At 52.8% G+C, this 14,554-nt stretch carries 8 protein-coding genes and 1 pseudogene; 4 read left to right on the top strand and 5 right to left on the bottom strand.

The genetic code is table 11. From position 1 onward, the window contains the following. Positions 1-60 precede the first annotated feature (60 nt). The 3 genes from MXE41_RS12420 to MXE41_RS12430 all read left to right on the top strand — a co-directional run bounded on the left by MXE41_RS12420 (position 61) and on the right by MXE41_RS12430 (position 4,856). The gene (locus MXE41_RS12420; protein WP_247100748.1) at positions 61-1,194 is read left to right on the top strand and encodes a hypothetical protein; all 1,134 of its coding nucleotides are present in this window, start codon (positions 61-63) and stop codon (positions 1,192-1,194) included. An 884-nt stretch (positions 1,195-2,078) separates the two neighbouring features. Continuing rightward, positions 2,079-3,998, top strand: coding sequence for an AAA family ATPase (locus MXE41_RS12425; RefSeq protein WP_247100750.1), 1,920 nt, complete (start codon positions 2,079-2,081; stop codon positions 3,996-3,998). A 252-nt stretch (positions 3,999-4,250) separates the two neighbouring features. Continuing rightward, on the top strand, positions 4,251-4,856 hold the full coding sequence (locus tag MXE41_RS12430) for a 4Fe-4S single cluster domain-containing protein (protein WP_247100751.1): 606 nt from the start codon (positions 4,251-4,253) through the stop codon (positions 4,854-4,856). A gap of 766 nt (positions 4,857-5,622) precedes the next feature. Here MXE41_RS12430 and MXE41_RS12435 read toward each other — a convergent pair. From MXE41_RS12435 to MXE41_RS13275, 5 genes are all read right to left on the bottom strand, one after another. Next, positions 5,623-7,119 (bottom strand): DUF6138 family protein, encoded by a 1,497-nt coding sequence (locus tag MXE41_RS12435; RefSeq protein ID WP_247100753.1) that lies wholly within the window; start codon positions 7,117-7,119, stop codon positions 5,623-5,625. 355 nt (positions 7,120-7,474) lie between these two features. Then, positions 7,475-7,702 (bottom strand): hypothetical protein, encoded by a 228-nt coding sequence (locus MXE41_RS12440; RefSeq protein WP_247100755.1) that lies wholly within the window; start codon positions 7,700-7,702, stop codon positions 7,475-7,477. A gap of 360 nt (positions 7,703-8,062) precedes the next feature. Further along, positions 8,063-8,731: a WG repeat-containing protein gene (locus tag MXE41_RS12445; RefSeq protein ID WP_247100756.1), complete on the bottom strand. Its 669-nt coding sequence runs from the start codon at positions 8,729-8,731 to the stop codon at positions 8,063-8,065. Positions 8,732-8,762: 31 nt separating this feature from the next. Further along, entirely contained in the window at positions 8,763-8,930 is a 168-nt protein-coding gene (locus MXE41_RS12450) for a hypothetical protein (protein ID WP_247100758.1), read from the bottom strand. Positions 8,931-9,334: 404 nt separating this feature from the next. Further along, positions 9,335-10,138, bottom strand: a complete 804-nt coding sequence (locus MXE41_RS13275) for a DUF4253 domain-containing protein (RefSeq protein WP_247100760.1) — start codon at positions 10,136-10,138, stop codon at positions 9,335-9,337. A gap of 3,272 nt (positions 10,139-13,410) precedes the next feature. Here MXE41_RS13275 and MXE41_RS12460 point away from each other — a divergent pair. Next, a pseudogene (locus MXE41_RS12460) lies at positions 13,411-14,554 on the top strand (hypothetical protein); the annotation flags it as partial.

Below are 14,554 nucleotides of genomic sequence, written 5' to 3' on the forward strand. Positions count from 1 at the left end.
CCTTTTGCACGATGGCACAGCTGCGTCATTTTTAACGCCCATATACGTCTCCTGTATGTTATGGAACATGCAGGAATCTTATATAAATCAGCTAAATCATCACACCCCACACTCAGAAAGTACGTACAGAAATCGCAGGGTGCTGAGATCCTGCACGAAGAACTTAGTAAGGCGTCAGAGCGGCTTGACAGTTTTACTGCCTCAAACAATCAAAAGAATGCCAGAGATTTATTCCCTCGTATACTCAGGTTCATAGGCGAGGTAAGACTGCTTGAGTCAAGGGCAAAGAAGCATGCTGCGGAGCTGGCCCGTATCAAGGCGGAGCAGGAGGCCAGAAAGCAGGAGCTGGAAAGAAGAAGCCGCCAAATTGATGAGCTTATTGACAGTCACATGAGCGGCTGGACCAATGTACGTATCTACAACAATGCTCTTCCTTATATTGCTGAGATTAAGGACAGATCCATGGAACAGGAGCTCGATGACTGCGGTGTTATCGGGGCTCTTGAGGAGCTTTACAGCAAAATCGAACAGCATATTGCCGCAAGACGTCAGCAGAGCCATGCCGCTGCAGCTGCCGGTAATGGAAGGACTCCTTTCTCCGGACGCACACGGGGCAGTGGCCGGAGCGACAGCGGAAGTGAAGCTGGCAGCGATGAGCAGATCAGAGCACAGGCAAATGAATCTGATGATCGACAGGTTACATCCGGGGCTTCTTCAGATGCGTCCGACTCAGACAGGCAGGTGGCTGCAGAGACAGCTGACAGTGCCCCGCAGGATGGCCTCTTTGCTTTTAACGATGTCATGGCCAATGTACCTGATGAGGGTACGGAAGAGGGCCGCCGCATGGTGGTAAAGGCTGTCAGCAGGTCACTGCAGGATGCCGGATTCATTGTTTCAAAGCCGGTCAAGGTGAACGAAGACGGTGCTGATGTGGTGCTGATCCAGGGAGCCCGTCCTGCCGGTAACAGAGCGGCTTTTACCGTTCATCTTGATGGACGTATCTCATGGAAGTTTGACAACTACAAAGGACAGACATGCCGTGAGGACATGGACAAGGTGCTGCCAGCCCTAAGTGAAATCTACGGCATTGAGCTCAGCGATGAGCGTGTAATGTGGTCAAACCCGGACGACCAGTTTGCCACCAGCCGCCCGGTAGCACCTGTACAGCAGAGCAGCACAGGCTCCGCTCAGTAACCCCCGCCCCGCTCCGGCCGCCGCCATCGCCGCCGCAGCCATTGCTGCCGCCGTCACCGTCGTTGCTGCAGCAGCCGCTGCTGCGGCCATCGCTTTTGGCTCTGGCAGCCACTGCAACACCCACATAAGCCAACACGGCGATTACACAGTCTGCAGGCCATAAGGGCACTGCGCGGGCTGGTGTCGGCTTCGGCATCACTACAGGCCCACAGGCCGGGAATACCGGTCAGGCCGTCTCATGCAGGCGCTCAGTGCAGCCTGGGACTGCCCGCGCAGTCATTACTCACGACGCGTGCAGACTGGGCCAGCTCAGGGCGTGCTCACGATGCGTGCAGAGAGGCCCGGCGCGGGCTTGCAGCTTTGCATGGCCTTGCCTTACTTGCATTGCCATGCGCGGCCATGCCTTTGAGGCATGTGTACAGCTGAACATCAGTGCACAGCATTGCTCCGGTTGCTCCGCCCTAAATTCGTTTCTGGATGAGCAGGCTTTGCATGGGATGCCGGCTAAGCATAAATATGGGCGGGCATGAGGCCGCCTCGCTGCTGCAGCAGCACCGATCTCCCGGCGGATGCAGCGAACCGGCCTGGGCCGTTTAACAGGCCTTTTGAGTGGCGGGCTGACTGCAGCTCAGGGCGCAGCATTGCGGCTTGTTTTTGGGGACGTGCAGCTGTGCTGGCAGGAGCTTGCCTTCAGGCATGCCGTGGCGTCCCTGGAGGGCGGGCCATGCTTTTCATGGCCTGGGATGGCCATGTCAGGTACGCAAAGGGGCGCAGCGGCCCTGTAAGTACTCAGGGCGGCGTGCCGCACTGTGTGCTGGCCTGCGTGCCATGGGGCATGCAGGAGGCTGCAGGCGGGGCTGATAATGATTCAGGACATCAGAATTATGAACTCATACATCAACTCATGGCTGGATAACTTTGAGCGCCAGTGCATGATCAGACGTGCCATTCAGATTAATGGCAATATCATGGATCTGGCTTTCAGCCGCATGGCAAGGATGATGCCGGTCAAAAAAGTAATTGAGGACAGCCTCAAGGCACTTGGCTTCAGGTATGTGGTCTCCTACTCACGTGTCAGCGGCATCAGCGGAATGAACGTCCAGGACTTCCTGAGACTGAGTGCTCCATCCTGTGATTTTGTGCAGGGCGATGAGTATGACATGGGCGATGACGAGCCCGATGCAGCCGACTCACAGTCCGCTTCAGACAGCCTGGACAGCTCAGGACGAGGCGGTACTTCAGGGTCGGGCAGGGGCAGTGGCGGCCTGCTGGGCGGACCAGGTCAGAATGTCATTGACCCGCTTACTTTCTTTTCCACAGTCAAAAACGTTCTGACTGATGAAAACGATACCGAAAAAGTGGCCTTTCTTGTTGACTGGTCCAACCTGCTCTTCGGTCAGGTCAACAACCTCACCGAGGTCGAGCGCAGCTGGCTGTCACTGATTGCCGATGCCCTTTGTGACAGTCCGGTATCAGGAAGCAGCATGCAGATGAAAGAGCCGCGCAGCCTGATCATCTTTATGTGTGCAGGTTCTGCAGGTCTGCCTCCGGATCTGTTCATCAACAACCCGCTCTTTGCCAGCATTTCCATTGCTCTGCCATCCATAAGAGAAAGAGAGGCTGCCATGACAGCCAGGTCCTCGCACTTCAAGCTCAAAGAGCCGCTGGTCAGGACAGGCCGCACTTTTGCTGAGATGGTTACTCTGACTGATGGTCTTAACCTCAGAGATATCGACAATCTGGTAAGACTGTCCAATCAGCAGGAAAAAAGCGTCGATGTCAACTCGCTGGTATCTCTCTACCGCTACGGCACCAGACAGTCCCCATGGGAGCAGCTCAATCACGGCAGGCTGGCTGCAGCAAAAGATGAACTGCGCCAGAGGGTCAAGGGACAGGATCAGTGCATCGATTCGGTATACAGGGTGCTCATTCGTGCCTATACCGGTCTGTCAGGTCTGCAGCATTCCTCAAAGGCCCGTACTCCTAAAGGTGCACTGTTCTTTGTAGGTCCTACAGGTGTGGGCAAGACTGAACTTGCCAAGGCTCTGGCGCAGTTCCTGTTTGGCGATGAAGATGCCTGCATTCGCTTTGACATGTCCGAGTTTAACCATGAGCATGCCGATCAGCGTCTCATCGGTGCTCCTCCTGGCTATGTAGGATATGAGCAGGGCGGTCAGCTGACCAATGCCGTTCGAGCCAGACCTTTCTCTCTGCTGCTTTTTGATGAGATTGAAAAGGCCCATCCACGCATTCTGGACAAGTTCCTGCAGATTCTTGAGGACGGACGTCTGTCAGATGGCAAGGGCGAGACCATTTCCTTTGCCGATACCTTCATCGTCTTTACCTCCAACATCGGCGCCGCTACCGTAGAGCAGGGAGATGAACGCAGCGTGGCTGCACAGTTCAAATCAGCTGTGGAGCATCATTTCACCTCAGTGCTGCAGCGTCCTGAGCTGCTGGGCCGTATCGGCGATGCCAACATCATTCCTTTCAACTTCATCACTGATAAGGAAATTCTCAGGCAGATTGCCCGTGCCAAGCTTGAGCCGCTGAGAAACCGTGTTAAGGAGAAGTGGGGCATCACTGCTCTTGAGTTTGAGGATGACAATGATGCCCTTGACTTCATTGTCTCCAGGGTAGATCTGCGCAGTGGCGGCCGTGGCGTGCTTAATGCCATGATCAGCTACCTCTTTGACCCGCTCAGTGAATTCCTCTTCGACTGCAGCGGCATGGCAGGTCAGCTGCGTGGCCGCAGCATCACCATGTCCCGTATCGGCCCTCAGTTCCTGTTCGATATCAGCTGACCAGCCCGGCCGCAGCCCGTCCGCCATGCGTCCGCAGCCCGTCCGCCGTGCGGCCGCCGGGCTGCAGCCGCGCCGGCTCATGGCCTGATCGTGCCCGGCACGGCAGGCCACGACACGGCATGGTCCGGGCAGGAATGGCCGGTCCTGCCGTGCGGGCAGGGACATACCGGTATGTACGGGCCGGGATGGCCTGCACTTGATATGACCTGCGCGTGCCGTGTGACAATCAGTTGAGGAGTGGAGGATAGAACAATGGCATGGCTGAATCTTGCCTGCTTTATGGAGTGTACCGAGGCCGAAGGGCCGGGACGGCGTTTTGCCATATGGACACAGGGTTGTCTGCTGCGCTGTGCTGAGTGCTGCAATCAGCAGTTTCAGCCGCTCAGGCCGGCCCATATTATCAGCAGCGATGAGCTGTTTAACCGCATTTGTACTTCACGGGAGGAAAACAATATTGAGGGCATAACTCTGCTGGGCGGCGAGCCCTTTTTACAGGCTGCAGGCCTTGCACAGGTAGCGCGCAGGACTCAGGAGGCCGGACTGTCAGTGATGTGCTTTACCGGTTATGACTACAGCTGGCTGAAAAGCAGATGTGATTTCAAAGGCACCCGGGAGCTGCTTGAGCACATTGATGTGCTGGTAGACGGCCCCTACCTCAGAAACAAATCAGAACAGGTGCGCAACTGGGTCGGATCGACCAATCAGAACTTCATCTACCTGACGGACTTTTACACCAGCGAAATTGAGACCCGCCCTCAGATAGTCAGCTGCGAGTGGCGCATTGGTGCCGACGGCACCATCACCGTAAACGGCTATCCAGCTGACATCCCTCTGAGCGCCCCACCTGACCAGAGCTGACCCGGACCATGCCGACCGCGCAGTTCACTCCCCGCCCCCTCATCCGCCGGCAGCAGCCCATTGAAGCACTGCTCCAGCAACAGCCATGACAGGCCAGGGCAATAAACCCAACAGCAGGCCAGCGGCCTTCAGCTGCACATTCAGGCCGCAGCCAGCAGCCAGCACCGCGACTCCTCCCATCAGGGGACAGCTCTGCATACCCTGGGCATGGCGCAGCCATCACGGCCGCATCTCATGGCAGTGTCCCACAGCCGCGTCCCATGCCCGCCTGTAATCTCATTACTCCTGGCAGTTGCTTTCAGGCCTGGCCATGGCTGGCTTTTCAGACCACAGGCACACGCAGGCCATTCCGGACCAGCCCAGTCCAGCCCAGCCCAGCCCAGCCCGGCATGGCCAATGCGTCCTGGGCGTTTGAGCAGCGCTTGCTGGTCGTGTTGCCAGGCCAGCCTCTGCATGCAGGGCATGCAGGGCATGCCCGGCATGCAAGCCGACTGGCTTGAAGGGAGGGCAGGAGAGGCATTGCTGCAGGGGATAGAGGCGTTTGAGCCATGGCCGGTGGCGGCCATGGCTCAGGGCAGTGCAGGGCGGAAGGGATTGATGATGGGAGGCAGGCAGGGTGGCCTGCCTGGGGGCTGAGGTCAGAACTCGGCGGCTATGGCGGCTGCCTCTTAGCTGCATAATAGCGTACCTGCTTTTGTTTTGCGCGTCCCTGCGCTGCACGGCACAGCAGGGCTTAACTTCAGTCACAGCCGGGGCCCGAAGACTCTCAAAGCAACAGGTCAGCATACAGGGAGCGCAGCTGCTCAGGGGCCTTGCTGCATATGGTCTGGGGACTGGTCAGTGCTTTTCTGCCCCAGATGGCAAACTTGATGTCCTCCCAGAGCCTGTCCTCAAGCCCACGGGCCGGGGAGGATGAGTGCCTTGCATTTGCATCATCATCATCGCAATCATACTCGTCATCAAATGGGTCATCATCATCGTAATCAAGATGAGTCAGCCAGTCGCTCAGATGAGTGCGGGCCTCAAGCAGGGCCTCCAGGCTTTCCCTGCAGGCAGCAGGCTCTGCAAGGGCTTTGAAGCCAGTCAATGACTGGGTGGACAGTACGGCATAAACAAGCACATCCACAGTCTGACTGTTAATTCCCCATTTGAGCAGCATGTCTCTGACAAATTTGACCTGCAGTGAGGAGTGCTCGTCATCGCACATCTTAAGATAGTCGCAAACAAGTGGTATCCACCTGGTATCAGCCATGCCCAGGGCAAAGACAGCAAAACTGCCCGGCAGGGCACAGTCTTCATCGCTCAGGCAGGTATAAAACTCATCCTCTCTCATGGCAAGGCAGGCATAGATCTCAAGCAGCGGATGAAGCTCAGTAAAGCGGGCAGCACAGGCAAAAAGCTGATTGATGCCCTTGCGCGGCAGTCCCCTGATCGGCAGCAAGATCTTTGTTGGGCCCTTGAACTCAATGGCATAGCTGTGAGGAAAGTCTTCATGGACAATAACACTGCACAGCCAATGCAAAATGCCCTCATAACATGCAGCAGTATCAGCAAGGGCGGTGATTTTCAAAGTGCCAAAGGCATCATTGGCCTTTGCTTTGAACAAATCATTACTTACTGAAGCAAGCTCGGCAGGCAAATTTCCGGTGCCGTACTTTTTGAGGCGATTGACCATGTCAGGGCGAATCTGACTTACCATATCCAGATAGTAGTTAGTGGATATGGTTGCATACGATGGCCCGTATACTTTGTGACATATGGCGACATGGCAGACAAAGCGGAGCAGCTGCTCATCGCAGTCAGCGGCAGTAATCCCAGGCTTGAGTTTGCACTCATGGCGGTGGCCGAAGCGGTCCGATGTGCTGTCCACGTCAAACCAGCGGTCACGAAAGGCATGGTCCAGAAATCTGTCGACCTTGTAATCAAGGTTATTCCATCGGGTACTTTTGATCAGGATGTTACAAAGCATAACAGCGAGGTCACAGTCAAAGCCTGACTGATCCAGCCTTTCCAGAAAGTGCTGGAACAGGTCATCAGGCAGAAAGTGCCAGCCTGTTTCAGACTCCACAGTTACAGGGAATCTGTCCTTATGGAAGCGGGCACTACCGGCAAGGATATCTTCAATGCACTTATCCGCCTGAGCAAATTCCTCCTCTGTGACATTATCAACACCATGGAGCAGAACATAGGGCCCCTTAAATCCAGCCCCGTCGCCAATCCTTTCAGCATTGCTGTCAGCCTTACCGTTTTTCTTGTCAGTCATGTCTTACCTCCGGATAATCAAATTCCAAAGTGTTTTTCAGCCCTGCAGGGAGGCTGTCAGTTACACATACGTGTGCGCCGCTGCATGGGACATCATTGGGCTCAGGAGATGCCCAGGTTTTGCCTTATGCCCTCAGCCAGAGCAAAGCCACAGGTATGGCTAAGGCCCTGCCTCTGAGCCGGCCTTTGAGCCAGCTGAGCCTGGCCCAGTTCCTGCCTCTGAGCCTGGCCCAGTTCCTGCCTCTGATCCTGGTCCATGCCAATGACAGTAGCAGATGCATGCAGCTATGAAGCAGCACGGTCAGCAGTTACTGTGGCCCTGAGGACAGCCCTGGCAGCTGCAGGCTCTTATTGTTTCAGATTACGAAGTACAGGCTGCAGCCAATGAGCAATATGCCCAGACAAAAGAAGATAAAGCGCAGCATGCCCCGGGTAAGCAGCAGATAGTCTGGCTTGCCCACCGGGTCACAAAGCCAGTTCCAGTTACGCACCGAGCCCACCACCAGGATAAGGCCAAAGAGCAGCCAGATATAGTCCCGGTATTCAGAAAAAATCCTGGTGAGCAGGTCATCCATATGGGCCATGGAACCTCCATAAGATTACATAAGCCTGCCCCCTGCATCTGCAGAACTTGCCTGCATTGCCATGCGCCCCATGCTTGCGCACTTTTCATGGCAGCTGCAGCTGACGATGCAGCTGCAGCTCCAGCCCCAGCAGCCAGCCACCAGGGCGCGACCGGTCATGAAGGCCCTTAAGCCTCACAACAGCCGGTCAAAGTACAAACAGTCAGTGGTGGTAGCTTTAGCAGGAGGAACCTCCATTCATAGTCGGGGCGGACGCTGCATGCTCATACAGGGGTGGCTACAGGGTATCGGCATCAGACAGTTTTTAATGGCTGCCTGCAGCTGTGCTGCAGAGGATTTACCAGTTAATGAATGCTCATGCTATGGGCGGCCGTCATCACTGCTGCTAAGGCCGTGGCGGCTGTCATTGCCGTGGCTGAGGCCATGGGGACTGTCATTGCCAGGGCTTAGGCCGGAGCGGCGTTTGTCACTTGCGCTGAGGCTGGGGGTTATGCTCAGGACGAAGTGGCGCTGATCATCAGTGCCATAAAGCGATGATGGCTGAGGATCGACATGCATGCCGGTTAGATCAGATCTGCATTTGACTTCACTGCCCCTGACATCAATGCAGAACCAGTCATCACTGTCCCAGTACCAGTGTTCACAGCCGACTGAGTCGCAGCGGGCCTTCCCTTTGAGGGTAACTTTGGCCTGTCCATGCTCAAAGGGTAAGGCAAAGGAAAACTGCGGTGCTATAACCACCTGATGCCTGGCATTGGCAAAGCCCATGCGCCCATGTTCATCAACTACGCGGTACATACCCTCCGAAAGGTAGTCAGGTCCATTGTCAAAGATAAAGGGACTGACAGACTGAGCCCGCCTTTCAGCTGCCACACTGGCATCTGAACCAGCAGCTGCAGACTCATGTGCAGCAGCTGGCTCATGTGCAGATGTATCTGCGGTGGCAGTTGCAGGAGCGGGAGCGGCAGCAGCAACTGGTGCAGCAGTGAAAGCAATGACGGCAGAGCTAAGCAGGGCATAAGGATACATGCTAATCAACCTGTTGGTTTTGTAAATTGTCTCAGGCCATGGAGGTGGTACTGATACTGGCAATGACAATGTCATTGCTCCAGGCTTTGGCAATAACAATGGCATTGGTCTTTTGCAGGGGCTGTAAGAGAATCTGTCTACTGAATTTGTCCTGGTGTTTACTGCAGCGTTCCTGACAGCCGTTATTGAGCAAGACCATGGACAGTGCGCGTCCGGGCATAAGCTGAGTATGTCAGGTACTTGCAATGTACTCTGTAAAAATTTTTGTAAAGTGACATGACAGCTGACGGCTGCCTTCAATCTTGCTGAGCAGGCGCATTCAGGAAGCTGTCTGCAGTAAGGTCTTATTTCATAAACTGAGCTGACCATGTGCCTGGTCAGCATGCCACAATATGCCTGACAGGAATGTTGCGACATGTCGGACCAGAATGTTGCAACATGTCAGAGCGGCATGTCGCAATATGTCAGAGCAAAATGTTGCAACATGTCATACCGGCATGTCGCAATATGTCAGAACGGTATGCTGAAATATGCTCTGTAAAATAAAATGTAAAGTGATACTCAGGCATCATGAGCAATATGCTTATGGACCGGAAATGACAATCAGTCCCACCAGAAGTACCACACTGATGACTTTTTGAGTACTTCGGCAAGGCTTGCCACGTTCATGCCCGGAGCTGACTGGTCAACAATGTCCGGGCAGAAGGAGTATTGCTCAAGTGCAAGATTACGTGCTTTTTCTGCATCCGGGGCGGCAGGAACAGTAAACTCAAGTACGTCATGACTCATGGTTGCCGGTACGGCCTGGTGCTGCTCATACCAGTATCTTGCTACGGCCATGAGCTCAGGGGTATCAGGGCATTCATTCCAGTTGCCCATGGGAATCCAGGCAAAGACCTCCCACGGGTTTTTCACCGGAATGCAGGCCAGAATAACAGGGCACTGTGAACCATCTTCGTAGTCGCCATAGGACTCAAAACTGTCGTTTGCCCAGCTGCGTCCGGGCTCTCCTATAACCTCATTTTCCCAGTTAATCTCATCGTCATCGGCCTCACTGCGGCGGGTATCGATCATGTCATTGAGAACCTGACGGCCATCAGGCAGAGATCCGTCGAGCATACGCTGACGATACTGTCTGACCATATCGCTGTTAAAGCTCAGATTATTGCTGTTGTCAGGGACGTCCTTGTCGGCGTCGGTGTTGAGCAGCATCATCTCAAAAAGAGTATCGTCAACAGTGACAATTACAGGTACAAAGCCCTCAACAGCTCCGCGCTTACGGGTCTCCTGCCATGCCTTCATCAGACGGCTGTCATCACTGGCAGGTCCAAAGAAGGTGCAGGGACAGTCAAGGTAATCCATCATTGCCTGGGCAAGTTCAGAAGGGGCTTCATCATTATGTGTCACTGTCGAACTCCTTAAAATCTCAAAACATACAGCCACTAAAAGACTGAAATCAACACTGCACTGCACTGCAGACATGGGCATCAGTACTTACAGATATGAGCCTGTACCAGTACCTGCAGACCATGATATCCGGGTATGAAATCAGGTGCAAATACCATTTATGGCCCTTAAGCTGATGATATCAGCCCCTTTCAGACTCCTCTATGTAAGCCGGTGATAAACGTGATCCGAATCTGGTTATATGGTCATGGCCGTGCACAGGGGATGAATTTTGCGCGTCTGTATCGGGCGATCGATGCTTTCATGATTGGGGCCTGAATGACTCTTTGGCATCTTCAGCGCCTGCAACAGGACCATATCATGCCCATACAATATGACCATGGCCGGGCTGGGAGGGCAGGGCTTGCCAGCAAGGCATGGGAAGTATATTTGATCTGAACCACAAGAGGTAAATTTATCCGACGTTATGGTTTGCTTTCTTTTGCCAAAATGTGATAAAAATAGGAATGGCTGAAAATGCGTGATTTATCAGTCATTTGTTGTCAGCGCAATGCTGCAACAGTTTTACCTTTCTGGCCTGAAACCAGTGCCGTCCTTAACTGTGTAAGGACTGGGCATTCTGGCCAGAAATCCACCATTATGCTCTGCAGGACAGAGGCCCCATAACCTGTGGCCGTCTGCCTTTACAGTTCCATAAGCGCTATATGCGCATGCACCTTTGCAGTAATGCAGGTGACTTTGCGCTTATGCCGTCAGGCTTTTGTGTCGTTGGTGGCACTGATGCCGTCAGGCTTTTGTGTCGTTGGTGGCACTGATGCCGTCAGGCTTTTGTGTCGTTGGTGGCACTGATGCCGTCAGGCTTTTGTGTCGTTGGTGGCACTGATGCCGTCAGGCGTTTGTGCCATTGCGGTGCTCATGCCGTCGGGCGTTTGTGCCTGTGCCTGTGCACTTGTTGTGCTGCGCTGCTGATGTGCCTTTGCACTCATGCAGATATGCACGAGTGCAGCGAGTGACTGATGCCTCAGGGCATCTGTCACGGGGCAATATGGTTCTGTATGCTGCAGGCATAGCTGGCATTAAGGTCAGGTATCTGACCTTCTGTGCCAGTCACCCGCCTCATAATGATTTCAGCTTCACACGAAAGTGTCAGCGAAGCTGCCCTGAACAGCAACAGCTGTTCAGGAAAATACTGCTACAGATTTTTAATCATTGCGAGGCTGACTATTACTTGTTTAAGTAAATCTGTAAGAGCTGTTTTTGTCAGAGTAAGCAAGGACAGCATTGAGCCTTCAGATTTCTCTGCACGGTCTCTATGTCAGCATAAGTGGAAATATGCTGCCACAGTACCGTCTGAACTGAAGTTTATTCTGTCCCTGAGTTTTTGAGTGACTTTGCACTACTGATACCGGTATGAGATAGACCGGCGTTCAGTGCTGTAAAAGTAATGCAGGGCTGAATAAGGTGCCCGTCGTTCCTGGGCGCTGGCTATATCTTATTTCTCAATGTAAGGCATAAGAGTCTCAAAGGCTTGATGGCTTTACATTTTCCTTACTCGTCCTGTTATCCGTTTCCACATCAATACTGCTCAGCAGTGTTAAAGACTCATATTGAGCTTGCGGATATCAGGACTCGTGCCTTAAAGGCATGCAATTCAAGTGTGCAGCTGTACATGAATCACATGACAGGACTTGTTGTGCCCTGTCATGCCAGATACATGATGTCATGACAGGACAGGTCATACCCCGTCATGTCATGACGGGATAAGTCATATCCCGTAATGGCTGACATTTCATGTCATACCCGGTTGCGTCATGTTTATTCATGGCGCCCCGGGAAATGTCATGACAATGTCGTGGCAGCTGCACACAGCAATATATACATACCATCATTATTCTCAGCAGGAATCATGATTTCCTTAAGGCCCTTTTGTTTGGGGTTAGGGGAATTTTGTCTCCAGTATGAGCAAATGACAGTCGGTATATACAGTACAGATATATAAACAGATATGGTCAGCACCTCTGTCCTGATACAATAAAGTCAGCTGCAGAGTCGCATTTGATCCCGTCTTTTAATGTAGCTTTCCTTGCTTACCGTCTTTCTAAAACATTTTAGATATTAAATCTGCAATGCAGCATATTATGCTTTTAATATGAGCAGTAACTGCAACTGTTAACAGAGACTTCGTCCGTAGAGGTACCTGCATCTGCAATACACCTGAAGCACAAAGTACATCAGTACATGTTCATAAAAGATCCTCCTGGCAAAGTTGGCCATGAGTATGGATCTGCAACAGTGTGATGTAAAAGTTTGGCCAGAGCTGTGCAGAATGTTAAGCCCGACACACCTTGGCATTATCAAGTGCTGTCGCCAGGACTGGTAAACGGCAGTCATCTTTCAGTCAGCAGCCGGTCATGAAGAAAAAAGCAGTATTGAGCTTGCATGATATATTTTATGTTTTAGAGAGTATTTGTGCCGCAGGACTGTGAGTCTGTGCAGCAGGCTATGGCATTGTCATGACCACGGAGCACTGCGCTGAGTATGCTTTTTGTCCCTGTCAGGAGCAAATTTGCCTCAGAAAGCAGTGCCCGCACGTCAAAAGGCCATATGTTGCAGCAGCTGCAGTTACAGCAAAATAATCTTCTGTAAAATCCAGGAAATAACTGATAACGACTGATATGAAAGGACCAGCGAGCTTTTGATCATGATTGCCTGCTAATGAGCGTCTGAGCACTTAAAACCATGCTTACGGTTACTATGGCCGCTACAGATGGTATTTAAACTTAAGTTCGCCATTTAGCAGTGTCTGATTAATGCCCTGAGTCTGTCAGCAAAGATGAGTGCATATTTATAAACAAAATGTTTTATAAATCATAATGTCGCATGCTCTGTCTCCTTCTGCAGGTGACAGAGCCCGCATTATGACATGCCATGGATATGCTGACCTTATCTTCAAGCACGAGCTTTCTGTACATCTTCATATACCGTTGCATCTGATGCATTAATACCAGCACCAGGGCCAGGCACAGGCAAGCCCGCCGCCGCATGCCGACAGCTGCAAGCCTGCAGCCGCATGCCCGTAGCAGCATGCCTGCAGCCCAAGGCTGACGCCATGGACGGACCTGAGCATGTGCGTGCATGGGCGCATGCCCATGCCCATGCTCTCCGGTGCTGCTATGCAGGCACCAGGACAAAGCCTACTGTTGCGCACTGATGCACTGTCATTTCTTCATATGAGCCTGAGAACTGATTGCTAGTTAAAGGGTTAAACTCGTATGAGTTCACAAAATAATAAAAAATCTGCCTCAAACCGGGGCGTAACTCTGCCGTCGCCACTTGTACCTCCGACAGACAGCGGTACTGTTCAATGGGTAATGCCGGATAATAATCAAGGCCCCAAAGCTTTTAAAGTATTTGCAGGCTCGGTTAGAGCAATGCTCAAGGAACTTCCTGACAATACAGTACCTCCTGTTTGCACTTCTAACCTGTCTCAAATAAGTAATAATCGGTTATCAAGGTTCTTTTTACAGCAGGTATTTCCCAGTGATGATCAGCTGCCGCTGTGCTATGTGAGCAAAATAAAAACAGGAGATGGCAAGGCAGCTAAGGAGCTTGTCTGTATCCGTTTTGTCTTTCATCCTTCATTTAAGCTGCCTGCAAAAAAATCGCTCTTTATTACAGGCATTAAGCTTACAAACGGCTGTTTCATGCCGTATGCCACCATTGTCGCAAAGGACAGACCGGGCGTATCATCTCTTGAGCATAGCTCTGCTGTAAGTTTTATAGAGCATCAAGGTCAGTGCCTGTCGCAGCATGCTGGAGCAGGTAAGGGTAAATCTGCCTGCCATTCTGGCAAGTCAGTATCGGGCGATATTCTTGCCAGCAGCGCCTTTGCAAGTCTTAAGGTGAGAGTGTTTACCTGTGAAAATCCGCTTGCGCAGTTTTATTCTGTGCCGGGCTTTGAAACTCTGGTAAGCAAGCTGAGCTGGTTAAGTCATGCGAAGCTGTTCAGGGATTGTGACAAAGGTAAGTCACCTGGCAAGGGCGCTGGTGCAGTGACGGGGAAGGCTTCATTGCCTGGGGCAGCTTCAGCGCATGGTTCATCTTCAGTGCCTGGCTCGTCTTCACAGTCGGGTAAGGCAGCTGGCAGCAATTTCGGGGACAGTGGCTTGGGTGGCATGTCGCCCAATGCTCTTGTGCCGTTCAGGGGTGGCGGCACCATTGTGGCTATTGCAGGTGGCTCTGCACAGTCGGGTAAGGCAGCTGGCAGCAATGCCGGGGGCAGTGGCTTAGGTGGCATGTCGCCCAATGCTCTTGTGCCGTTCAGGGGTGGCGGCACCATTGTGGCTATTGCAGGTGGCTCTGCACAGTCGGGTAAGGCAGCTGGCAGCAATGCCGGGGGCAGTGGCTTAGGTGGCA

Origin of the sequence: Anaerobiospirillum sp. NML120449, from assembly GCF_023051105.1 — a bacterium.
Lineage (GTDB): Bacteria > Pseudomonadota > Gammaproteobacteria > Enterobacterales > Succinivibrionaceae > Anaerobiospirillum.